General features: G+C 65.5%; 19 protein-coding genes. 4 read left to right on the top strand and 15 right to left on the bottom strand.

Translation table 11 applies throughout. The features are described from left to right. Positions 1 to 111 precede the first annotated feature (111 nt). On the bottom strand, positions 112 to 1,986 hold the full coding sequence (locus tag ACWEO2_RS12160; RefSeq protein WP_452405327.1) for an alpha/beta hydrolase-fold protein: 1,875 nt from the start codon (positions 1,984 to 1,986) through the stop codon (positions 112 to 114). Positions 1,987 to 2,156: 170 nt separating this feature from the next. Beyond that, entirely contained in the window at positions 2,157 to 3,194 is a 1,038-nt protein-coding gene (locus ACWEO2_RS12165) for an alpha/beta hydrolase (RefSeq protein WP_452405328.1), read from the bottom strand. Positions 3,195 to 3,692: 498 nt separating this feature from the next. Here ACWEO2_RS12165 and ACWEO2_RS12170 point away from each other — a divergent pair, with 498 nt between their 5' ends. After that, complete coding sequence (locus ACWEO2_RS12170; protein ID WP_452405329.1) at positions 3,693 to 4,133, top strand: hypothetical protein; 441 nt, start codon at positions 3,693 to 3,695, stop codon at positions 4,131 to 4,133. A gap of 305 nt (positions 4,134 to 4,438) precedes the next feature. Here the strand turns inward: ACWEO2_RS12170 and ACWEO2_RS12175 are convergent, their stop codons facing one another. The 7 genes from ACWEO2_RS12175 to glf form a co-directional block, all read right to left on the bottom strand. Then, complete coding sequence (locus ACWEO2_RS12175; RefSeq protein ID WP_452405330.1) at positions 4,439 to 5,542, bottom strand: alpha/beta hydrolase; 1,104 nt, start codon at positions 5,540 to 5,542, stop codon at positions 4,439 to 4,441. A 302-nt stretch (positions 5,543 to 5,844) separates the two neighbouring features. Further along, on the bottom strand, positions 5,845 to 6,852 hold the full coding sequence (locus tag ACWEO2_RS12180; RefSeq protein ID WP_354959977.1) for an alpha/beta hydrolase: 1,008 nt from the start codon (positions 6,850 to 6,852) through the stop codon (positions 5,845 to 5,847). Positions 6,853 to 7,203: 351 nt separating this feature from the next. Next, on the bottom strand, positions 7,204 to 9,144 hold the full coding sequence (gene zomB, locus ACWEO2_RS12185) for a flagellar motor control protein ZomB (RefSeq protein ID WP_452405435.1): 1,941 nt from the start codon (positions 9,142 to 9,144) through the stop codon (positions 7,204 to 7,206). Positions 9,145 to 9,151: 7 nt separating this feature from the next. Further along, complete coding sequence (locus tag ACWEO2_RS12190) at positions 9,152 to 10,084, bottom strand: decaprenyl-phosphate phosphoribosyltransferase (RefSeq protein WP_452405331.1); 933 nt, start codon at positions 10,082 to 10,084, stop codon at positions 9,152 to 9,154. Position 10,085: 1 nt separating this feature from the next. Continuing rightward, positions 10,086 to 10,637, bottom strand: coding sequence for a phosphatase PAP2 family protein (locus ACWEO2_RS12195; RefSeq protein ID WP_452405436.1), 552 nt, complete (start codon positions 10,635 to 10,637; stop codon positions 10,086 to 10,088). Positions 10,638 to 10,708: 71 nt separating this feature from the next. Beyond that, a complete protein-coding gene (locus ACWEO2_RS12200) occupies positions 10,709 to 12,643 on the bottom strand; it encodes a glycosyltransferase (protein WP_452405332.1) in 1,935 nt (644 codons plus the stop codon). Next, a complete protein-coding gene (gene glf / locus ACWEO2_RS12205) occupies positions 12,640 to 13,872 on the bottom strand; it encodes a UDP-galactopyranose mutase (RefSeq protein ID WP_354959981.1) in 1,233 nt (410 codons plus the stop codon). Before glf ends, ACWEO2_RS12200 begins: the two co-directional genes overlap by 4 nt. A gap of 228 nt (positions 13,873 to 14,100) precedes the next feature. On the opposite strand from glf, the gene ACWEO2_RS12210 reads away from it, so the two are divergent. Continuing rightward, a complete protein-coding gene (locus tag ACWEO2_RS12210) occupies positions 14,101 to 15,354 on the top strand; it encodes a hypothetical protein (protein WP_452405333.1) in 1,254 nt (417 codons plus the stop codon). A 92-nt stretch (positions 15,355 to 15,446) separates the two neighbouring features. Here the strand turns inward: ACWEO2_RS12210 and ACWEO2_RS12215 are convergent, their stop codons facing one another. After that, on the bottom strand, positions 15,447 to 16,169 hold the full coding sequence (locus ACWEO2_RS12215) for an SDR family NAD(P)-dependent oxidoreductase (RefSeq protein ID WP_452405334.1): 723 nt from the start codon (positions 16,167 to 16,169) through the stop codon (positions 15,447 to 15,449). A 104-nt stretch (positions 16,170 to 16,273) separates the two neighbouring features. Here ACWEO2_RS12215 and ACWEO2_RS12220 point away from each other — a divergent pair, with 104 nt between their 5' ends. After that, entirely contained in the window at positions 16,274 to 16,900 is a 627-nt protein-coding gene (locus tag ACWEO2_RS12220) for a TetR/AcrR family transcriptional regulator (RefSeq protein WP_452405335.1), read from the top strand. A 295-nt stretch (positions 16,901 to 17,195) separates the two neighbouring features. On the opposite strand, the gene ACWEO2_RS12225 is transcribed toward ACWEO2_RS12220, so the two are convergent. The 4 genes from ACWEO2_RS12225 to ACWEO2_RS12240 all read right to left on the bottom strand — a co-directional run bounded on the left by ACWEO2_RS12225 (position 17,196) and on the right by ACWEO2_RS12240 (position 20,552). Beyond that, the gene (locus ACWEO2_RS12225) at positions 17,196 to 17,876 is read right to left on the bottom strand and encodes a hypothetical protein (protein WP_452405336.1); all 681 of its coding nucleotides are present in this window, start codon (positions 17,874 to 17,876) and stop codon (positions 17,196 to 17,198) included. A 70-nt stretch (positions 17,877 to 17,946) separates the two neighbouring features. Then, the gene (locus ACWEO2_RS12230; protein ID WP_452405337.1) at positions 17,947 to 18,495 is read right to left on the bottom strand and encodes a hypothetical protein; all 549 of its coding nucleotides are present in this window, start codon (positions 18,493 to 18,495) and stop codon (positions 17,947 to 17,949) included. A gap of 283 nt (positions 18,496 to 18,778) precedes the next feature. Beyond that, complete coding sequence (locus ACWEO2_RS12235; RefSeq protein ID WP_452405338.1) at positions 18,779 to 19,540, bottom strand: MerR family transcriptional regulator; 762 nt, start codon at positions 19,538 to 19,540, stop codon at positions 18,779 to 18,781. An 85-nt stretch (positions 19,541 to 19,625) separates the two neighbouring features. After that, positions 19,626 to 20,552, bottom strand: coding sequence for an EamA family transporter (locus ACWEO2_RS12240; RefSeq protein WP_452405339.1), 927 nt, complete (start codon positions 20,550 to 20,552; stop codon positions 19,626 to 19,628). 106 nt (positions 20,553 to 20,658) lie between these two features. Between ACWEO2_RS12240 and ACWEO2_RS12245 the strand changes: the two genes are divergently transcribed. Further along, complete coding sequence (locus ACWEO2_RS12245) at positions 20,659 to 21,159, top strand: MarR family winged helix-turn-helix transcriptional regulator (protein WP_452405340.1); 501 nt, start codon at positions 20,659 to 20,661, stop codon at positions 21,157 to 21,159. Between the two features lie 24 nt (positions 21,160 to 21,183). Here ACWEO2_RS12245 and ACWEO2_RS12250 read toward each other — a convergent pair whose 3' ends face one another. Further along, positions 21,184 to 22,920, bottom strand: a complete 1,737-nt coding sequence (locus tag ACWEO2_RS12250; protein WP_452405341.1) for a SpoIID/LytB domain-containing protein — start codon at positions 22,918 to 22,920, stop codon at positions 21,184 to 21,186. Between the last annotated feature and the right edge of the window lie 920 nt (positions 22,921 to 23,840).

Genomic DNA, 23,840 nt, shown 5'->3' on the forward strand with positions numbered 1-23,840 from the left:
CTAAGGGTTGGGTCGCCACCCAGGCTAGAGGAAAGCCAGCAATGGCGACTGCTCGCAGGTCGCTGAAGGGGGTCTGCGGGTGCAATTGATCAGAAAACAGACTGACCGGAATTAGATACCGTGAACTTCAGGCTTGCCATCGCGCACGGTGATGTAGCCGGTCTGGAAATTCTGCTGATAGCCGCCCGGAATGCCGAACTCGTCACTGGTCGGATAACCGAGCCTGCCGTTCTCATAGCCGAGCACCGACCACATATCCATGATCGGGCCCGAACGCACCGGCCACGCGCCCGAAAGCGGACTCCAGTAGATATTTCCGCCCTCGAACTTGCTGAAGCGGCCGAAATCCTTCGAGGGAGTCTCCTCCGTGGCCGGGAAGCCGAGTTGGCTGTTCTCATAACCCAATTCGGCGTACTTGCCCAGGATCATCCCCTGCACCCGGTGCGCACCGGTCCTGGCGCTGTAGAAGAACGGGCCGTTCTCGAAGGACTGGACCGCGCCGTCCTTGGCGGGTGTCTTGACCTCCGGCGCGGTGGGGTATCCGGCCGGGCCGGTCTCGAAGCCCTGCCTACCCCATTCATCGAGGATCGCGCCGCGCACCACCTGGGCGCCGGTCCGCGGGGTCCAGTAGAGCATTCCGTTCTGGAAGGTCTGCATGCGTCCGCGACCATCGGGCAGCCCGCGCTCATCGCCGGTCGGCAGGCCGAGCGGACCGCCCGGCCCCAGCGCCGCCTGATAACCGCCGCCGATCATGCCCGCGACCGGATGCGCGCCCTCGGGCGGCGAATAGAAGACCCGGCCACCCTTGAAGTCCTGTGCGGTACCGCCCGCCACCTGGTACTCCCTGGTGACGCAGTCGCCGAGCCAGCCGCTGCCGCCCACCAACGCGCCGATCGCACCGGCTGTCTGGCACGGCGGTTTATCCGGATCGACACCGAGCGCCGCGGCGGCCTGCGGCCAGGACTGGCGCATTTCGAAATCCCAGTACGGCCAAGAATGCGTGCCGGAGGGGCGGTAGTTCACCTGGGCCGGGATGGATAGTTTGCCCAGTTTGGCCACGAAATTCTGCGAGGTCAGCCGGGACAGGATCTCCAGCCCCATGCCCGCGTAATTGGTGCTGACCCCCGGAATGCCGCTGGCCTGGTCGAACGGACCGGTCGAGCCGCTGCCGCTGGAGATGTAGAGGCTGACGCCCTTGAGCTTGTCGGCCAGCGCGTAGGGGTCGTGCCCGTCCCATTCCGGTCCACCCGGCGGACCCCACATGGCGGCCGAGTCGAATCCGCCCGCATCGCGCAGGGCGAACTGGATCGCCTGCGGCATGCCGAGCGTCGTCGTGGTCAGTACACCGGAGTAGGACCCAGCGTATTTGACGAAGTTCGGATTGCGCCCGGCCAGGAACATCGCGGCCGTGCCGCCCATCGAAATGCCCTCGACGCCACGGATATCCGAGGTTCGCCACTGACTCTCGAGCAGCGGCGGAAGTTCCTTGGTCAGAAACGTTTCCCACTTGTAGTTGTGGCCGTTGTCGGGCTGTAGCCAGTCGGAGTAGAAGCTGGCCTGACCGCCGACCGGCAGCACCACGGTGACGTTCTTATCGGCGAAGAAGTCCACCGCACCCGCCTCATGGGTCCAGCCGCTCTCGTCATCGGTGGCACGCAGGCCATCGAGCATGAACAAGGCCGGGAACCTGGCATCGGGGTGGGTATTCCAATCCCGCGCCAGCAATAGCTGCACCTGGACGGGCGTGGCCATCGATGGCGAATCGACCCACAGCGCGACCCGCCGATCGGTGAGCCAGACCACCTTCTGCACCGTCGGGACCGCGACCGGAGCGACCGCGGGCTGTGCGTTTGCGGGTGCGGTGATCGGGGAAGGACCTGAGGCGAGCGGAATCACCACGGCGGTGGCGAGCAGCGCGGCCCGGCGGGCCACACGTCCGTCACGCCATCCGCGCCGCCCCCTGCTGCCGAATGCAACTCCTGCCACAAGAGCTTCCTACCCCCGCTACCTCGCGGTTCCTGGTAGGACACGCGGCAGCAGAGCGCACTGTCTGATTCAGCGATCCGAAAAACACAGCGGGCAGCCCCGAAAACCGAACGGCGCCGTCTGCTTCCGAGTCGGAAGCGGACGGCGCCGTTCGGCGTCCTATCCCTGAATCACCAACCGCCGGTGGCGTCGAGGATGCCGTTGTGGGAGTTCCACAGCTCGGCCTCCCAGTACTTCCACGAGTGCGTACCCGCGGCCGGGAAGTCGAACTGCGCCGGAATGCCGAGCGAGGCCAGGCGGGACTGGAACGCACGGGTGTTCACCAGCGAGAGCGCTTCCAGCGCCATACCGTTGGCGGTGTTGAAGTAGCCGACCGCGGAGTTCGGCCGGTCGTACTGACCCGGCAGACCGCTGGCCGCCGAGATGTACATCGGCAGACCCTTCAGCTGCGGGGCGAAGACGAACGGGTCCATCCGCAGCCACTGCGAGCTCCACGGCGCGGCCATCGAGTCGACGTTGAAGCGGCCCGCGTCCAGCATCGCGATGCGGATCGCCTCACGCATGCCCGGCGCGGAGATGTTCAGGTAGCCGGAGTAGGAGGCGGCGTACTTGAACTGGTCGCGGTGGTAGGCAGCCAGCGCCAGCGCGGCAGAGCCACCCATGGAAAGGCCGACAACCGCGTTGTTCGTGCGCGACACGCCGTAGCCCTCGAGGAAGGCGGGGAGTTCCTTGGTCAGGAAGGTCTCCCACTTGTAGGTGGTCTTCTGGCCGTTGGTGTTGCTCGGCGCATACCAGTCGGCGTAGAAGCTCGACTGACCGCCGACCGGCATGATCAGCGAGATGTTGTCGTTCTTGAACTGATCGAGGGCGTTGGTCTCGAACGACCAGGCATTGCGGTCGTCGCGAGCACGCAGACCGTCGAGCAGGTAGACCGCCGCGTTACCGCCGCGCGCCGCCCACTGCACCTGGACCTTGATCGGGCCCATCACCGACGGGACCATCAGGTCCTCGAAGCCGCCGGACGGCGCCCGCAAAGCGGGGCCGTGGACCGGTGCGGCCATGGCGACGGTCGGGCCCGTCACGCCCGCGGCGATCGGCAGCGCCAACGCAGCGGCACCGACACCCAGAATTCGACTACGCCAACCACGAGGGTTGCCTCGCCGTCCCGACTTGGTTCTCTTCGGCGCGGCCGCCCTGCCGAAACGCATGAATCCTGCTCTCTTTCTGCTGTTGTGGTGCCGCCCGTAGCCCATGAGGGGCCGGGCAGCACCCGTGCTGCCAACGAGACGCGCGTCACATGCCAACCGGTACCCGACATTCCGGCACAAGAGACGGCGCTACAACGATCTGGTCACACTTGCGCTCGCTGGAGGTTATTCGACATGCGAAGTCTTAGCAAGACCGGGGTAATCGAGTGGCCGAATTCCGCACGTTCACAAGCTGTGATCGTGCGGTGACCTTAGCGCGTTCGCCCGGAGATGTCGTGTCGGAACGGGAATTTCGAACAAAGATTAGGGGCACTAGGGAGTCCGGAATCGCTCACCCGAGGTTCCTGCTCAGATCCGGCAGCATCTCGAACACTTGATCGGCCCAGTGGTGCGGGCCGACTGCCGGGCAATCGAAGACCGCCTTCGCGGGGCCGAGCGAGTCGGCCGGGCCCGGGTATCGGCCATTGCGATCGTCTCGAGCGTGATCGCATCGCCGAGGTGGCAGACGTCGATCGGCGCATTGATCACATCACGCGAGCCGTTCTGGCCATTGCCCGAGGAGATCCACAGCCGAGTTCCATTCGCGCGCAGCAGGTCGGCGCACATGAACGGGCCATTGCGCGGCCAACACAGATCCCACTTGACGTCGATAGCGAAGCCGCCAGCGTCGAGCAGAACCAGCCGCAGACCCCGCGCTCACCGGGCGCGGACATTATTCGGATAGCCCGAATACAAACCGGCATAGCGGAATTGGTCCGGGTGATGCACACGCACCGGCATAACCACATTGATATTCCGCGATCACGAATGGCAGCGCCAAAACTTGGGCCCCCGACCATCGAACGGTCGCAGCCGCCCACCACCGCGACCACTGGCAACTATCCCGCGCACTCCGCTGGATCGCATCAATTCGACCTTTGCCCGTGCGATCACCGTTGATCGCCACCGCCGAGCACGCGGATCGACACTCACACCGACGCCTCCCGCGAGCAGAACATCTCAGCGTTTACCGCTTGTACATAGGCATATTCGAATCACACCCGAGCCGAAAGGCTGCCGCAATACCGGATCGTGATGGAGTCCAGAGAATTACCAGCGTGGACTCACACTACGGACCCACACCGGGCATGCGCACCGAAACTGCTTCACCGACAACCACACAAGCAACAAGTAAGCAAATATGTTGGTCCGAACAAAAGAAACGGACCACCCGGTACTTCAGGCGGTCCGTTTCACGGTTGGGGCTAACCGATACTGGCCGAGAGGTCCGGGATCATGCGGTAGGCCTCGTCCTGCCAGTTGGTCCACGCGTGCAGACCGGCGGACGGGAACGAATACACCACGTTCTGCGCTCCCAATGTCATCATGCGGACCTGGAATGCCCTGGTATTCGCCAAGGCGAGCGCCTCGAGCGGCGCACCCCTGACGACACGGTCGGTGGCCGCCAGGAACGGGATGGTCAGATCCTCGGACATCGGCAGCCCACTACCGGCGGCCACCCATACCCGGGTGCCGTTCGCGATCAGGCGCGGTGCGAAGACGAACGGATCCATCCGCAGCCACTGCGGACCCCACGGCGGCGCCATCGAATCCACGTTGTAGCCGCCCGCGTCGATCATCGCCGCCCGAATCGCCTCCCGCATACCCGGCGCCGAAATATTGAGGTAGCCCGAGTACGAACCGGCGAAGCTGAACTGATCCGGGTGATAGGCCGCCAGCGTCAGCGCGGCACTGCCGCCCATCGACAGACCGAATACACCATTGCGATTCGGATTGAACCCCAAGCGATCTCGCAGCGCGAACCGCAGTTGCTGGGTCAGAAAGGTTTCCCAGTCGTAGCGGTAGCTCTTACCCGGCCCCGCCAGGAAGGCCTCCGTCGCACCGGATCCGGTGGACGAACCCGCCGATCCCGGCGAGATGCCGAAGAAGTTGCTCGGCGCGTTCCAGTCGGCGTAGAAGCTCGACATGCCACCCACCGGCAGGACCACATTGATGTTCCAGCTCGCCAGGACCTCGGGGACGTTGGTCTCGATCTCCCAGCCATTGAGGGTTTCCGGCGCCCGCTGGCCGTCCAGCACGTAGACCACGCGGTTGGTATTGCCGTCCGCCGCGCGTAGCACCCGGGTCTTGATCGGGCCCATCACCGGCGAGTCGACCCAGAAGTCGAAGGCCGCCGGGTTGAAGCCCGCCGACGCGGTGGCGCCGCTGCCCGCGATTGCGATGCCGAGCGGTAAGAGCACGGCCGTCGCCACGCCGAGCACCCATTTCTTGGCCCAGGCACCACTGGTCGCCCGGGTCGAGGAACCGACGGAGCTTCCGGGCCAACGCTTCCAGCGCACACTTCGCATTCGACTCGACCTTTCGTCCAGACGGCCTGTCAGCAAACTATTTGCAACTTCGACCGACCCCCTCATCGGATATACAGACGGACCATCCTTCGCAAAACAGACATTCCACCTGTATGCATGCTCTCTGTACATCAATCAAACGATGAACGCCTCTATGTTGCTGGAAAGTGATTCATCCCACAACTATCGACGAGGGCCCGCAGCCGATTCGTTGTCAAGCTGGGTTACGGACTGATACCAGCAAACAGAAAACCGCCCGGTGTGCGAACACACCGGGCGGTTTTCGAGAAGGTCGAGCTAGATCAACCGATGTTGGCGGAGAGGTCCGGAATCATGCGGTAGACCTCGGACTCCCAGTTGCGCCAGTTGTGGATACCGACCGACGGGAAGCTGTAGCTGACATTCTGAGCACCCAGCGTCGCCATCCGCACCTGGAAGGCCCGGGTGTTGACCAATGCGAGCGCCTCGAGTGGCGTGCCCTGGATGATGTCGATCGGCGAGGACGCGTCGCCGGGACCGGGCAGTGCGCTACCCGCGGCGACCCACAGCCTGGTGTTGTTCTGGATCAGTCGCGGCGCGAAGACGAACGGATCCATGCGCAGCCACTGCGGGCCCCACGGCGGCGCCATCGCGTCGATGTTGTAGCCGCCCGCGCTGATCATGGCGAGGCGCAGCGCCTCGCGCATGCCCGGCGCGGAGATGTTCAGGTAGCCGGAATACGAACCGGCATAGACGAACTGATCCGGGTGGTAGGCCGACAGCGTGAGCGCGGCGCTACCGCCCATGGACAGGCCGAAGACACCGTTGCGGGTCGGGCTGAAGCCGAGCCGGTCACGCAGCGCATTGCGCAGATCGCTGGTGAGGAAGGTCTCCCACTTATAGGTGTTCGACTTGCCCAGCGTCTCGTTCCACCCCGAGGAGCCCGTCATCGCGGAACCCGAGGAGGAGCCGTTGGCCGAACCCGACGAACCGGTACTCAGACCGAGGAAGTTACCGGGAGCGTTCCAGTCCGCGTAGAAGCTGGAGGGACCGCCGACGGGCATGACGACGTTGATATTCCACTTGGTGAGCTCACGGGCGACCTCGGTCTCGGCCTCCCAGCCGTTGAGGTCACCGCGGGCCCGCATGCCGTCCAGCGCGTACACCACGCGCCCGGTGTTGCCGTCCGCGGCGCGGAAGATCCGCGACTTGATGGGACCCATGCTGGAGTCCACCCAGAAGTCGAAGGCGTCCGGATTGAACGCCGCCGACGCGGAGCCCGCCGGACCTGCTACTGACACCCCGAGCGGCAGCAAGATAGCCAGCGACATCAGCACCGACCGCTTGAACCACGAACCGGCTCTACGGGTTTTCAGACGTCCATTCTGCGCGCTTCGCCCGATCACGCCTCGCATCTAGTTTCGGCCTTTCGTTATGCGGCCGTGTCTCGACCGCTTCTCTACGTTGACCGCTGGTGTTCGCCCACGTTGAAGGGGACGCCCTCCAGCGGGCGTACTCACGTACCCTATCGCTACATCGATGTGGTGGCGTTATCAAAAAGAGATAAAGCGATATGCGCCACGTTTATTGTCGCAGGTCATCGATACATCTGGGGCCCAGGGAGGTCCCTGAGCCCCGTGTGACTGGAGAGGCGAGCACCGGCCACTCGGACGGCAGTTACCTCAGCGTTGCGGCTGCGGGAACGGGTCGACCAGTCCGCAGCGCTCGATCTCGTACTTCGGCACGCGATCGATACGGTACTTCGCGAACCGCAGCGCATTGCGCAGGTTGTGCTCGAAGCGGCCCAGGGTCAGCGGATCTCGGGAGGAGATCAGCAGCGCCACGGTATCCGGGCAGGTCATCGCGGTGCGGGCCTGGGTGACCCACTTTTCGTCCATATACCAGGGCATCCACGGATGCCGATCGACCATGCCGGCATCCACCACGACCCAGTCCGGGTACAGGCTCTTGTCGTGCCCGATCCGACCGTCGGTGAGCCGGTCGGTATGCGCGGCCAGCGGATAGGCCAGGCCCATCTGATCGATGACGCGCACGTCCAGCGGGACGTTCATGCTGGTCATGCCGAGGTTCAGGAAGTAGACGGTATGTCCGGCGCCGCCGTCGGGAATCGGCTGCGGCGGGGGCGCGATGTACCAGAACATGAACGACGGCGAGTTCAGCAGCACACCGCCATCGGGGGTTTCGGCGATGTTGTTCACCATGGCGCGGATGCGCGGGTAGTCCAGGTAATCCTCGGCCAGGATGGGGTGATCGTGGCCGGTATTGAGCACGTAGTAGACGCGCTCGTCGACGATGCCGGACGCGCTGATCTTGGTGCCGGTCTTGATGGCGGTGGTGTTGGCCGCGAACAGCGCCCAGCCCGCGGTGCCGAGCAGCGCGCACAGGATCACCGCGAAGGACCACTGTCCGGCCGTCGCCGCCCGCAGGCCGCCCTCGGGCACCCGCAGCGGCACCACGGCAACCGGCAGCAGCAGGCAGAACAGCTGCGGCAGCAGCATCCGGCCGTGCATGAAGTCGCCGCCGACGCGCAGGGCGTAGACGGTGAGCACGAATCCGCTGCCCAGCATGAGCGTGACGACCGCGCTGGGCGAGTGCAGCCATTCGCGCACCCGGCGCACCGTCCAGCGGCGCTGCTCATCCGATGCGGGTGCATCCGCGGTCTCGGTGCGGGCCGAACGAGCCGCGAGCACACCGATGAGCAGCAGCACGAGCAGCGGCACCCACAGGTAGTACGGACCGACCAGATCCCACAGGTATTTGAAGCCCTGCCCCCACTTGGCACCGCCCGCGTCCTTGGCGACCGCGGTATTCGGATAGGGCAGGCCGTAGTAGCCCATCCGCCAGACCTGATAGCCCATCGGCACCAGTCCGGCGGCGGCAACGATCAAGCCGCGCAAGAGGATCGGGCGCAGCCGGGACTCCGGCATCGGAGCCAGGAAGATCATCAGCAGCGCCAGCGCGCCGACCAGGGTCATCTCGGGCCGGATCAGCGGAGCGAGTCCGGCCAGGAACACCAGACCCAACAGCGCGGGCAGTTTCACCCGCTCGGTCTGACTCCAGCGCATCAGCTGCCACCACAGCAGGCCGAGCCAGCAGATGACCAGACCGCTCTCCAGTCCGGAGGTGGCGTAGTCGCGGGCGGGGGGCACCGCGATGTAGACGAGCACGCCCGCTGGCAGCAGCAGCGCCGATTTGGTGCCGCCCCACAGCCGCGCGGCGCCGAGCATGGCGAAGACGATGGCCAGCATCGAGACGGTCAGCGCGACGCCGAGCACGACGTACTCGAGCCGGGCCCTGGTGAGCCAGCTGAAGAACCACACCAGATAGGTCCATGCGGTACTGGTGTTGGTTTCGACGCGCTCGCCTGTATTGAAGACCGGCCCGTTGCCCGCCAACAGGTTTCGCACCGTGCGCAGCACGATGAGGCCGTCGTCGGCGATCCAGCGCCGTTGCCAGGCGCCGACCGAGAAGAGCACGACGGTGAGCGCGATCCCACCGACGAAGGTGGCTCGGGATAGCCGCGCGGACCGCAAGCCGGAACGAGCCGACCTCTCGGTCGGCTCCTCCGTTGCTTGTGCTGTTCGCTCCACTCCCTCTACCAACAGTTCGTCAGGTGAGATAGACAGCGACACCTACCGCTCCGATCCAGGCGATTGCGAGGAACTGGAGGATGCGATCCCCCAGTGCGATCTCTTCGGGTTCACCGGCCTCGCCGCCATCGACGTCGACCGCGTAACGCAGGATTGCGATAGTAAACGGAATCATCGAAATCGCGAACCAATTGGTGTGCTTCAGATTGTCCTGCTGGAACGCCCACAGGCCGTAGAACACCACCACCGCCGTCGCGGCGAGGGTCCAGATGAAGCGCAGATAGGTCGGCGTGTAGTACTCGAGCGACTTGCGGATCTTGGCGCCGGTGCTCAGCGCGATCTGCAGTTCCGCATAGCGCTTGCCCGCGGCCATGAACAGCGAGCCGAACGCCATGATCAGCAGGAACCATTGCGACAGGTCGATATTCGCGGCGGCGCCACCGGCGACGGCGCGCAGCAGGAAGCCCGAGGACACGATGCAGATGTCCAGCACCGCCTGGTGCTTGAGGCCGATGCAGTAGGCCAGCTGGATGCCGATGTAGACGGTCATCACCACGGCCAGGTGCCACGAGGCGAGGAACGATCCCGCGATCGATCCGACCAGCAGCACCACCGACAGCAGATAGGCCAGATTCACCGGGACGACGCCCGCGGCGATGGGGCGGAACCGCTTGGTCGGATGCGCCCGGTCGGCCTCCACGTCGAGCGCGTCGTTGACCAGATAGATGCCCGAGGCCGCCATGCAGAAGACCACGAATGCGAGGCCGACGTGCGCGAGCACCGTCAAGTCGGTTGCGGTATCGGGACCTGCCGCCAGCGGTGCGGCCAGTACCAGCACGTTCTTGACCCACTGGCGCGGCCGGACCGCCTTGAACAGCCCACCCGCCAGCGTCTTGGGTGGGCCCTTGACGACTGCTTCGGCTAGGTCGGTGCTGGTCGGCTCTTCACTCATGTCAACCAAGGTCTCTTCTTGTGCGGTCACTATCGAGTCTCTTTTCGGCGGCAAGCACAACAGCGGCGGACGCGGCGCCGAGTGCGGAACCGGCGAGCACGTCGGAGGGATAGTGCACCCCGAGCACAACCCGGGAGAGCAACATCGGTGGGACGAGCACCGCAGGCAAGGGTAGCCCGGTCAATCTTCCGAGCAACACCGCCGCCGCCGTGGTGGAGGTGGCGTGCGAGGACGGGAAGCTCAGCTTGCTCGGCGTCGAGACGTTGACCTGCACCGATGGATCGTTCGGGCGGGGCCGCCGGACAATGCGCTTGATCACGATGGATGCGGCGTGCGCGCCGACCGCGCCGACCGCAACCCCGGCCCACTGCCGCCGCCGCGGCTTGTCGACGAGCCAGCCCGCCGCGGCGATGCCGACCCAGCCGAGCGCGTGCTCACCGAAGTGCGACATGCCGCGGGCCGCCTTGACCACCTCGGGCCTACCGCCGATGGCGGCCTGGACCGCATTGATGATCTTGACCTCGGGTGACTGTCCCGATGGGACCGCGGACACCGGACCGCCGTGGCCGTTCGCACTCGGCGCGGACACCGCGGTGTTGTCGTCCGCGGCCGGGGCTTCCAAACTCACTGCTGCTCATCTCTCGTGTCGATACCGAAGACGTTCTCCCAGGCCGCCGTGCTGGTCAGCTTCGGGTGGGCGGCGCGATAGCGCTGCTGCATCTCCGGGAAGCGGGCGGCCAGCTCCTTGCGCAGCCGCATGGCCTCCTTGAACAGCCCGAGCGCCTGGCGCGGATCGCGCTTGCGGTAGACGACGCCGCGACCATCCGCGGTGGTGACGGTGACGCCGTCGACCTGCGAGAGCAGGAACCAGCGGGCGTCCAGCGTCGGCACATTCAGCTGCGGACGCTCATGGTGTTCGGCATGCGCCGGGCGGAAGTTGTGCACAACGCCCTTGGCCAGGCGGACCACCTTGGCGAGCGGATTCGCCGGTTCACCGACCGCACCGACGCCGCTATGGCTGGCCAGCGGCAGTTCGGTGGAGGACGGCAGGATGACCGCGTCCGGGTACTGCTTGCGCATTTCGTGTACCGCGCCGAGCGCGCTCGGCAGCAGTTGGAACAGGCGCTCCGGGCCGGCGAGGAAGTCCTTGATCGCCAGATTCTGAATGGCGACCGTCGAATACTCCAGGCAGAGTAGGTGTTTCAGGGTCGCCTTGACCGTGTTGACGACCATGCCGCGCCCATTGCCCGGCATATGCAGGGATGCGACAACGAGCCGGTTGCGCAGGTGGAAGTACGCCTGCCAGTCGATCGCGTCGTCCTTATCGCTCCACGCCATATGCCAGACCGCGGCGCCGGGCAGGGTGACGGTCGAATAGCCGTGATCGCGGGCGCGCAAACCGTATTCGACATCGTCCCACTTCAGGAACAGCGGCAGCGGCTGACCGATCTCCTCGGCGACCTGACGCGGGATCACACAGGTCCACCAGCCGTTGAAGTCGACGTCGATGCGCCGGTGCAGCAGCTTGGAATTGTCGCGGTCCTTGAGCGGGTGCTTGGAGAAGTCGTGGTCGTATTCGACGTTCGGCGCGGAGGTCCACATGAAGATGCCGCGATCCACGACCTCACCCATGCTGTGCAGGTGTGAACGCTCCTGCAGGTTGAGCATCTGACCGCCGACCAGCATGGGCGATTTGGCGAAGCGGGCGAAGGCCAGTGCGCGCAGGATCGAATCGGGTTCGATCTCGATATCGTCGTCCATGTAGACGATGTACTGGGCATCGGTGGTCTTCAGCGCCTCGTACATGACCCGGCTGTAACCACCCGAGCCGCCGAGGTTGGGCTGGTTGCGGATGGCGAGCCGATCGCCGAGCACCGCGGCGGCATCGGTGAAGCCGGGTTCGTCGACCACCTTGCGGTTGCCCTGATCGGCGACGATGACCGCGGCGATCTTCTCCAGCACCAGCGGATCCGAACCGAGCGCGGCCAGGGTCTTCACCAGATCGGTCGGCCGGTTGAAGGTCGGCATGCCGACCGCGATGGTGCCCGCACCGGGCGCCTCGACCGGTGCGTACCAGCCGCCCGACAGCAGGGTGACCGCGGTATCGGTGGTGATGTCGAACCAGATCCAGCCGCCGTCTTCGAACGGGCCGAGGTCGGTTTCGAATTCCACGTGCACCGATTCGGTGCCCGGCGCGACCGCGAACTCCTTGCCCTGCACGTGGATTCGCGAACCGTCGGCCTTGGACCGGTAGACGTCGACGCGGCCGTGTCCGGCCAACTCGAGCCGCAGCACCACCGAGGACAGGATGCTCCAGCGCCGCCAGTAACTCGCGGGCAATGCGTTGAAGTAGGTGCAGAACGACACCTCCGACTCCGCGCCGATGGACAGCGAGGTGCGGGTGGTGGCGTGCGCGCGCCGGGCGTTGGTCGGCGACTCCTCGAGGTAGAGGGTGCGCACGTCCAGCGGTTCACCCGGCCGAGGCAGGATGATGCGCTGCAGCAGCGACTTCGCGCGAGTTTCGGTGGTCATGTCTTCCAAAATCGATTGGGAGGTCATTCGTTGCTTTCATCCGAAAGAGGCTCGCCCGACTCCAGGTGCGGCCGCAGGACATTGTCGAACATGCTCAGCGCGCTGCCGATTGCCATATGCATATCCAGGTACTGGTAGGTGCCGAGACGACCACCGAAAAGTACCTTCGCCGTTGCAGTTTCCTGCTTGGCCAGGCTGCGGTAGGCCTGCAGCTTGGCGCGGTCCTCCGGCGTGTTGATCGGGTAGTACGGCTCGTCACCGGTCTGCGCGAAGCGCGAGTATTCGCGCATGATGACGGTCTTGTCGTTCGGGTAGCTATCGCGCTCCGGGTGGAAGTGCCGCGGTTCGATAATGCGGGTGTAGGGCACGTCCGAGTCGTTGTAGTTCATCACCGAGGTGCCCTGGTAATCACCGGTATCGAGCACCTCGGTCTCGAAATCGATGGTGCGCCAGCCGAGTTCGCCCTCGCTGTAGTCGAAATAGCGGTCCACCGGGCCGGTGTAGACGACCGGTGCGTCCGGGTTCTCGGCGCGGATCTGCTCGCGCACATCGAACCAGTCGGTGTTCAGCCGGACCTCGATCAGCTCCGAGACGGCCATATTCTCCAGCCACTTCGTGTAGCCCTCTTTGGGCAGACCCTCATAGGTGTCGTTGAAGTAGCGGTTGTCGAAGGTGTAGCGCACCGGCAGGCGGGTGATATTGCCCGCGGGCAGTTCCTTCGGGTCGGTCTGCCACTGCTTGGCGGTGTAGTCGCGGACGAACGCCTCGTACAGCGGGCGGCCGATCAGCGAGATCGCCTTCTCCTCGAGGTTCTGCGCGTCCTTGGTCTCGACCTCCGAGGCCTGTTCGGCGATCAGCTTGCGCGCCTCGTCCGGGGTGAAGTAGCGGCCGAAGAACTGGGAGATCAAACCGAGGCCCATCGGGAACTGGTAGGCCTGTCCCTTGTGCATCGCGAAGACCCGGTGCTGGTAGCCGGTGAATTCGGTGAACTGGGTCACGTAATCCCACACCCGCTTGTTCGAGGTGTGGAACAGGTGCGCCCCGTACTTGTGCACCTCGATCCCGGTTTGCGGCTCCGGCTCCGAATAGGCGTTGCCGCCGAGGTGGTAGCGACGATCGATTACCAACACCCGTTTGCCGAGCAGATTGGCGGCGCGCTCGGCGACGGTCAGCCCGAAGAATCCGGAGCCGACGACGATCAGATCGAACTGTGAGGCGGAGTTTGCGGAGTTACCCGGGGACGATGCGACGGTCACGGGAGCCCAGCGTATCGGAAGTCCGCGCGAGGTCCGGGTGGAGTCGCGCGGTAGGCCGAAGTGGAACGGATGCCATCCAGATTTCTCCAGAAGTTTGCCGAAATGGCTATGCGATGGCAATCGATCGGCTATTACATATCCACGCGAACTGATCGGACGTCCAGTACGCGTGCCCTCGCGTTGGTTCGTCGACTGCACCAACGACCGACCGACTCGAAAGACCTGATGATGCGTAACTCCCCTACCCGATTCCCAGGCGCTGCCGCGCGCATGGGTGCGGCCCCGTTCGTATGCCTGCTAGCACTGTTCGCTGTGTTCGGCAGCGCGATAGTCGTCCCGGCTCCCGCACAGGCGGCCGAATTCGATTCCCTGGCGACGACGGCGGTCGATGATGCGGGTGCGGTATGCGTCACCGGCGCGCCGACCTTCGACGACATCGTCACCGCAGCCGCGACCGCGCTGCGCACTACGGTTCCGGCCGCGCAGATCACCGCCTTCGACCATCAGGTCGCCGATTTCCGCAACACCATCGCCGCGGTGCGGGTACACCGGGACGGACTGCCGGTCGCGCCGTCCACGGTGAACGAGCGCACCGAATTCCTGGACGATCCGATCGTCACCTACCTGGTCAACGGCCTGGACGCGGTCCGGACCGGACGACTGGACACCACCATGTCGGTATCGCGGCTGACGGTCAATGACGTCATCGAGGTCTTCATCCTCGCGACCCGGATCGTGAAGATTCCGGCGCAGTTCGCGGCCAGTCTGGTGCCCACCGTCGGGTTCTTCCTCAAGCCGATCGTCGGTGCGGTGTTCAGCGGTGTGAAATCGCTGGCGCGCACGGTGCAGGACTTCCTGGCCGCCAACTGCGCCGCGCCGAACGCGTATCCGAAGCTGGTGCTCGACGACTCCCTCTACACCGAGCACGTCGAATTGCCGACGCCGCTGGTCGATCTCGCCAACACGCTGGTGCGGGCGAACGGAACATGTACGCCCGTGGCCGAATTGACCACGCGGACGCTGGTCGAACGCACCAGGGCCTTCCTCGAACAGGCCGATCTGCCGCTGGACCGGGTCGGATTGAATGCGGGAGCCGAATCGCTGCAGGGCTTTCTGCGCGATAACCGGGTCGCCAAGCTGGCGCTGATGCGCCGCACCGAGGAATTGGGCCCACTCGTCGACGCACTCGACTACGGTCCGGTGACCTTCCTGACCAACCTCGGCTTCGATCTGTACGAGGGCAAGGCGCTCGACACCGTCGCGCTGGCGGATATGAAGGTGGAGAACGCCTTCGACCTGGCCACCCTGACCCTGGATGTGACCAGCCTGCTGCTCACGGTCGCCAATCTGGCGGCCGGATGGACCGGCATCAGCGACACCATCCTCACACCGCTGTCGATGGCGCAGACGCTGGCATTCGCGCCGACCACATACGGCGCACCGATTCTGAAGGGTGTCCTGCAGTCGATGTGCGCGGTGTAGCGCCGCAGGTGGGCAGCCCGATTCCCGCGGGTGCGCGCGGGCTCGGCCGAGCCCGTTGATACAGCTTGTCTCGGTGTCGACCCGGCCGTAACTCATTCGGGGAAGCCGATATTCGATTCCACGGTGTCGCGGGCGGTGTACATGCGCCAATAGTGGTCGCCCAGTTCGTCATTGCTCATGCGGACGATCTCCAAACCCGCCGGGATGGCTTCGGGGTGCTCGTCGATGATGCGCTCGGCCTTGCTGTTGCCGATCAGGACGCCGATACTGAGCAGGCCCACGTAGACGCCGGTGCCCTGGAGTTCGATGGCGAGTTGGCGGACGTAGTTGCGTTGCGCGCCGAGGGCGACACCGACGTTGGAAAGGTACGGGAGCGGGTTCTTATCGGAGACTCCGGAGGAGAACAGCAGCGCCCCTTCGCCGCGCTCGAGCATTGCAGGGGCAACGGCACGGGTCATCCAGATCGGTGAGTACACCTTCACCTCCAGCGGGACCCGGAGGTTGTCGGCATCGACGTCCAGGGTCGATGGGATGCGGTCGCCCATATCCATGGCGGCGCCGTGCATGGCGACATCGATCTGGCCGAACTTGTTCGTAATATCGTCGACCGCACTGCGCAGCTGCTTCTCGTCGGTGAGATCCGCGGGGAAGGCGGCGGCCTCGATGCCATCAGCGGTCAAATCCTCGACGTGCTGGTGCGCCTTATCCGGGTTCCGGCCGATGACCGCCACCCGGAACCCTTCCCGACCGAACCGCCGCCCGGTCCCCATGCCGAGCCCGGGCCCGAATCCGAATATCGCGATCGTCTTGGTCATACTTCCTCGCTAAGTTGAGCAGTAGTTCAAGTTAGTTTCGACGATAGCATTAACTTGAACCTATGCTCAAGATAGATCCGTCCGCGGATTTGTAGGATCGGCGAATGCCCGTGGACAAGCCGTTACGCAGCGACGCCCAACGCAATCGGGACGCGCTCGTATCCGCCGCCCGCGCGGTCTTCGAGGAACGCGGCCTCGACGCGCCGCTCAAGGAAATCGCCGCCCGCGCCGGGGTCGCCATCGGCACCCTCTACAACCGCTTCCCGACCCGCGACGATCTCATCGCCGCCGCCGTCGAGGACCGCATCGGATCCGGCGCCCGCATCGCCCAGCAAGCGCTCGAAATCCAGGACCCCTGGGACTCCTTCGTCTACCTGGTCGAAAAGGTCTGCGAAGTCCAGGCCGCCGACCGCCTGCTCAGCGACCTCGCCCTACGCGGCGCCCCGAGCCCCGCCATTGCCCGCGCCCAGGAATACGGCCACGGCCTGATGCGCCGAATCGTCACCCGCGCACAAGAATCCGGCGCACTGCGCCCCGACTGGGTCCTGGAAGACATCGCCTTCATCACCTGGTCGCACACCCGCATCATCGAAGCCACCGCCAAGATCGCCCCCGAAGCCTGGCGCCGCCACCTGGCATTACTCCTCGATGGCCTCCGCGCCACCGCCGCCCACCCTCTCCCAGTACCCCCCATCACCGAAGACCAACTGATGCAAGCGCTTCGGGGCTAGCCGACAGCCGCGCCCGGCCCGCAAACAGTTGTGGCCACGTCACATTGGTTCCGGCCCGCCGCGCGGGCACTGACCGCCATCGACATCGATTGGGAGGTACTGGAACCCACTACCGATCCGATGGCAGTGATCTCGGCTCCGAAGCGACTGAAGGTGCACGAGCGCGGCGGTATCGCCCACGTGCCGCGCCATCACTTGCGCCGGTATACGGCGTGCAGTCATCGATACGGCGCGAAGTTGGCTTCAGCGCGACTGGACTGTCCGCGTAGCGAGGCCGGGACGACCGGCGGGTAGGTCACTGGTACGGATAGGGCGGCTGACCGACCGGAGGCTGCTGCGGATACTGCCCGGGCTGAAAGCCTGGCTGCTGATAGGGATCCGGTACCTGGCCATATGCCTGCCCGAAGGGCGCAGGTTGCACATAAGGCGCGGCCGCTGGCTGCACGGGCTGACCATACGGCGCCGCATACGGTTGGACCGGCTGGCCGTAGGGGTGGTGCATGCGGGCTGCGGCGATCCAGCGGCCGGTGGAACTGACGGAAGCGCAAATGAGGATGGTCAGCGGGATGACGCCCACGATGGCAGTGATGGGATTGCCGGTGACAAGGCCCAAGACGGAGACGATCAGGCTGAGCGCGGACATGATGATCAGAATTACCCGGCCCGCCGTTCTCCGGCGGAACAGGAGCATCGCACCGAGCAGCCAGAGAAATGCGATGAGTCCCCCGACTGCGATCAGGGCGTAGACGGAGCCGGGCACTTCCGGTGGCGGCGCACCGTAGCGGCGATAGTCCGACGATTTGTTGCTCTCGTTGATAGCGACGCACAATCCGAAGATCACACCGATGAAGCCGAGTAGGCCAACGATCACCGCCAAGACCGCGGCGGTGAGCGCGGTACCACCACTCGCCCGCTGCTGATAGCCGTATGTGGGTTGCGGATAGCCATAACCCGGTTGGCCGTATGGGTAACCCATCGAGATCTCCCTCCCACTTCGATCGCGAAACTCTACCGCGCCATGGCGGTTTCGCTCGATGCGAGCGCGATCAGTAGGTCAGGGCAGGGTGGGGCGGACGGGTGGGGCGGGCGGCGGTCCAGCGGGCGGCGTACCCGTTGGCGGCCAACAGGAGAACGAGCAGTGGTAGGGCGAGGTCTATCGCGCTGCGGAGCAGGTTTTCCTGAATCAGGGCGCTCGTCTGGCCGACGAGGCCGAACAGCGGTGACACCCAGACATGGTGGTCGGCGGTGGACCACCAGAAGATACCGAGGCCGAATTCGTGGTTGGTGAGCGAAAAGGCCAGTCCGACAATGCCGATGGCGATCGAGACGCCCGACGCGACGATCAGCGTGTATCGACCGGTCTCGTCCTGACGCCAGAGCTGGACGCCGCCGAAGATCAGGGCGAAGGCCATGAGCGCCGCGCCGAGTGTGGTGAAGATGACGAGGGAATTGTCGAAGCGGCTGCGATTGCCGATGAAGTCGATCAGCAGCGCGGTACCACCGATCAGATCGGTCAGTCCGCCGAGCACCGCGAGCACCGCGGCGGTCTGCGCGACCGCACCACTCGGGGCCCGATCCTCACTCTTGTACAGCATCGTCGACGCTCCTCCCCGCTCGTTGCGGACCACCCGATCCTACGGCCGCCGGGCTCGGCTCAATAGCGTCGCAATCCAGCGGCCGGTCGACGGCACGACGGCGGCCGCGAGCGGCGCCACTACCGGTTCGGCTACCGGTCGAAACATCGCCGGTGCGCCCACTCGGCCGGTGCCCGGCCGCATGGAACCGAATCGCCATGGCAGATATCGCAAAGCGGGGCGCCCGCACGCAATATGCGGACGCCCCGCTACTCGATCCCCCAGTAGCACGGGAGCTTTCGGACTACCGAAGGTTGGCCTCGGCGTACGCCTTCATCGCGTCGCGCACGAATTCGGCTGTCCCTTCACCGTGTACGTCGTAGTTGGCCGCGAATCGCGGGTCGGCGACGTACATTTCGCCGAGTCCGGTGAAGTGCTCGAAGGACGGGCGGCTTTGGGAACCGCCGCCCACCCATTCGTAGTGCCGCGCGACAATGGCCTGGACCTCGTCGCTATCGGGGGCGAGACCGGCCGCATGCGCCCGGCCGTAGTCGGCGGCAATATCCAGGTGGGCCTGGAAGTGCAGGTTCTTGTCCGCCTCGCTGAGCGAACGCCACCAGCGGTCGCTGCGCTCATAGGCGTCCTTGCCCCAGCGTTCGATCACCTCATCCTTGTACCGAGTGTGGTCGAAACCGTCGAAAACCTCTGCTGCCATGAGTTGTTCACCTCGTTCCGTCTTGTGCAGCGTGTTGGTCACCGACTCGATCTGGCGCCGGATCCGATCCTGTTCGTGCCGAAGCAGTTCCAGGTGCGTGCGCAGCGCGGCGGCGGTGTCCTGTTCGCCCGCGAGAACTTCGGCGATGACCGGAAGGCCGAGGCCGAGTTCGCGCAGTAGCAGGATGCGTTGCAGCCGAACCAGGGAGTCCTGGTCGTAGAAGCGGTAGCCGTTGGCGCCTATCCGGCTCGGCGGCAGCAGCCCGAGCTGCCCGTAGTGGCGCAGTGTGCGGCTGGTGGTACCGGCCGCCTTGGCCAGATCCTGGATGGACCATTCGGTGTCCGAATTCATGACCTGTTCTCCCTTCTTTCTCGTCGGTACAAACAGCTTGCAAGTTGACGTTACGTCAAGGTCAACCCATTTCGACCTGGACTTTCTAACGGACTCCCACCGGCACGCGACGCTCGGTCACCGCGGGCGCGACCCGTGGCTTGGCGACCACCTGTCCGAGCAGAGTGCCGCCGAGGGCGATGGCGAGTCCGAGCACCTGCAGTGGGCTCAGCGCCTGACCCAGTGCGATCCACCCGATCAGCGCCGCCGAGACCGGGCTGAGCAGTCCGAGGAACGCGACCGAGGTGGCGGGCACCCGGGAGATGCCGCGGAACCAGAGGAAGTACGCCAGCGCCGTGCCGATCACGCCGAGGTACAGGTAGCCGCCGATGGCCGAACCATCGAGCGCGGGCGGTGCACCCTCGATCAGGAAGGCGAGCGGTGCGATGAACAGGCCGCCCGCGGTGAGCTGCCATCCGGTGATCGCGAGCGGTCCGACGCCTTCGGGCCGCCCCCAGCGCTGGGTGAGCACGGTGCCCATCGCCATGGACGCCGCGCCCGCGAGTCCGGCGACGACGCCGACGGTGTCGAGTTGGGCATTGGCCCGCAGCACGACGAGCGCGACACCGAAGACACCGATCAGACCCGCGATCACCTTGCGCCCATTGGGCTTTTCGGCGAGTACGACGGTCGCGAAGGCCAGCGCGAACATCGGGGCGACCGCGCCGAGCACGCCGGCCACACCGCCGGGCAGCCGGTACGCGGCCAAGAACAGCAGCGGGAAGAACGCACCGATATTGAGCACGCCGAGTGCGGCGGCGCGCCCGAGCCAGATGCCGCGCGGCAGGACTCGGGTGATGGCGAGCAGCGCGAGCCCGGCGGGCAGTGCGCGCATCAGCGCGGTGAAGAGCGGACGGTCCGGTGGCAGGAATTCGGTGGTGACCGCGTAGGTGGAGCCCCAGGTGATCGGGGCGAGTGCGGCGAGCGCCAGGGTGCCCGCGTACGAGCTACGCGCGGCGGTGGTTGTTGTCATGTCGGTCGCTCCTCATTGATAATCTCAACGTTGAAATATCTACCCGCTGCCGCATCTCGCCGTCAAGTAGATGAATGTTGAGATAATCACTATCGAGAGGAATGCCGTGGCCGACGCGATTGATCTGTTCACCGCACACTGGAACCGGGAACGGCCGGACGTCGACGTATCACCGATGGCGGTGATCGGGCGCATCCAGCGGCTGTCCCGACTGCTGGAACAGGAGCTGAAGAAGTTCTTCGCCGGACACGGACTCGAGTTCTGGGAGTTCGACATGCTCGCGACGCTGCGGCGCTCCGGCGGCGCGAAGGGACTCACCGCGGGCGCGCTGAACCAGGTCGCCATGCTCACCTCGGGCGCCATCACCAACCGCATAGACCGACTGGCCGCCAAGGGTCTTGTCGAGCGCATCCCGTGCGTAGAGGACCGCAGAGCCATCCTCGTCCAGCTCACCCCGACCGGCCGCACCCTGATCGACGAACTGCTGCCCCTGCACATGGCAAACGAACAGCGCCTACTCGCCGTACTGGATCAACAAAACCGAGATCAGCTGGCAGACCAACTCCGCACCCTGGCCGAATCACTCGGCGATACCCCCGCATCCTGACCCAGTACCTACCCGAACCAGGGCCTACCCCGCGTCCTCCTGCCACAGTTCTTCGCTCGCCGGCCCACCGGAGACAACCGGTGGACGTGGCGGGGTCGGGGTCGACGCGGTCCTCGGTGCGACGGTACCCCCGGGCGCAAGCGTGGAATTCGGCACAGCGTTACCACCCGGCGCTACGAAACCTCCTGGCGCTGCGGCACTCTCGGGTCTACGTCCGGGCAGCACCGCCCCGGGTGAAACACTGCCGCCCGGCGGCACCACACCACGCGGCCCGAGCCCACCTGCGGGCACCGAACTTTCGGGACCGAGGGTGGCTCCGGGCAACACCCCATCCTGCGGTCCGAGCACACCACCCAACAGTCCCCCCTCAGGCGAAACACCGCCACCAGGCGGCACCACACCACGCGGCCCGATCCCACCTGCGGGCACCGAACTTTCGGGACCGAGGACAACTCCGGGCATCGCCCGATCCTGCGACGCAGTGCCGCCAGGAAGCACTGCGGTCCCGGGTGAACCGTTGGCGTTCGGTCGCACTGCACTTCCCCGCGGCACCGTGCCCACGGGCGGCACGGTGCTGCCCGGCTCACCCTCCTGGGTTGTGGTCCCGTGTGGATCCGGCACCAGTTGCATGAGGGTTGTGAAGTCGACGACCCGGGCGCCGAGCGTGGGGGTTGCGATGATGACGCCGTTGGCGAAAAGGCGGTAGGTGCCAGCGTTTTCAGAGAGGGGCATCTCGGGGCCGAGGGGTTGGCCCAGTGCGCTGTTCGCGCCGCCGATCCGGCGGTATTCGGCCTCGATCGGCGATTCGACTGCGAGGGTCTGCTTGCGGGGGTCGACGGGCGGTGCGGCCGCGCCGACCACCGGGGTGCCGAGTTCGGCCGGTGTGGGGCCGACATCGAAGGCGTAGATATCGGCGGGTTCCCCGCCGTCGGGGGCGGCGGAGTACTCCGCACGCAGAATTCGACCGTCCCGCAGCAGCACCGCTCCCGCGGTCGCCGCGATGGCCTGGGTCGCGCGCGGATCCTCCTTGGCGGTGCCCGGATAGACCTGGCAGTCGGTGGTGTCGCAGGTCTGCGCATAGGGGTAGCGGTGTTCGGCGAGTGCGTACGAGCGCGCCGCGATCGCCTGTGCACGAAGGGCTTCCGTCGCACCCCTATCGGCCCAATTGGCCTGCACCTCGGCCGGGACGACGCCGATCAGATAGTCCTCGACATCGACGCGATTCACCGTGCGCGCCTCGCCGTTCTCCATCGCAACGCCGAGCGAGCCGCGATAGGCCGAACCGCCGCACAGGGTCAGATGTTCGGCCGCGGGACGGTTGGGCCGGGGATTGACCGGATAGATCCACGGGTCGGTGACCGTCTTTTGCCACAGCACCTCGCCGTCACAGCCCCTCGTGACGACCACATGCGCACCGCCATTGGGTAGCGCGGTGAGGTGGGCGACCTGACCGGGTGCGAGCAATTGGCCAGCGACCCGCAACCCGGCGTCGGCGTAGGCGTCCAGTGTGGAGTCGTCCTGTTCCACCAGTCGCACCCCGACGGTGGTTGCTGAGACCTTGCCCAGGGTCGTGCCCGGGTAGTAGTGATCGAGGATGCGCTCGGCGGCCCAGCCCTCCCGTGCACTGTCGAATGCGCCGACCTGGCTCATCCCGCGCCCGTGCCCCGGTCCGGCGAGCGCCCGATACGGCGCGTCGGTCGGCCAGACCCAGCACGCGATCACGGTTCCGGCCAACATGGCGGCGCCACCCGTGACCAGCACCGGACGGATGGATATCGGGGTTCGCGATATCCGCCTACGGCCAATTCGCCTACCTGCCGCTGTCGTTTTCATCCGCATTTTCCGCTCCCCCGCGGTAGCCCATTTCGCTGCTGTTCGCGTCGCATCCGTTCACTCCCACGGTTTTTCGGGACCTGATCGGTTCGATACCGCTCGGCATGTCGTGCCATCCGGGCGCAATTCGAGAGCTACATTCGAGCAATCACATGATCCTCAACCAAAGGTTTAGATTTGTGACAGTTGTGAACTAGTGTGGTCGTTGATGCATCAGGAAGCAACCCTGACATTCGTGCAGATGATCGCTCGGTTCGACCTGAATGGAGACGCTCGTGCCGTACCGCAAACCGAAACGTTCCTACGTGCTCCCGGTTGTCACCACTGTTGCGGTAGCGGCCCCGCTCGCGACTTTCACGCTGAGCGATTCGACCGATTACCGTTCGACCACCGGTAGCGAGCTCGCCGCAATACCCGCACAGATGGCCGAGGTGGTCCTCACCACGGTGCCCGACATCACCCTTCCGCTCCGCGAACTCACCGGGCTCGACCTGCCTGATCTGCATCTTTCGGATCTACGCATGCTGCCGCTTCCGGATTCCGTTCCGATTCCGCAGGGGCTACCGCTGCCGCCCGGCATGCAGCTACCCGAGGAAATTCCGATCCCCAAGCTGAATCTCGGACAGGGCGCCCCGGGCCAGTCAGTACCGGGCCAATTGCTCCCAGGCCAATCAGTTCCCGGCCGATCCCTTCCAGGCCAACCGGCTCCCGGCCGATCCCTTCCAGGCCAACCGGCTCCCGGCCAAACCCTCCCAGGCCAACCGGCTCCCGGCCAAACCCTCCCAGGCCAACCGGCTCCCGGCCAAACCCTCCCAGGCCAACCGGCTCCCGGCCAAACCCTCCCAGGC

It is taken from the genome of Nocardia sp. NPDC004278 (assembly GCF_053602975.1).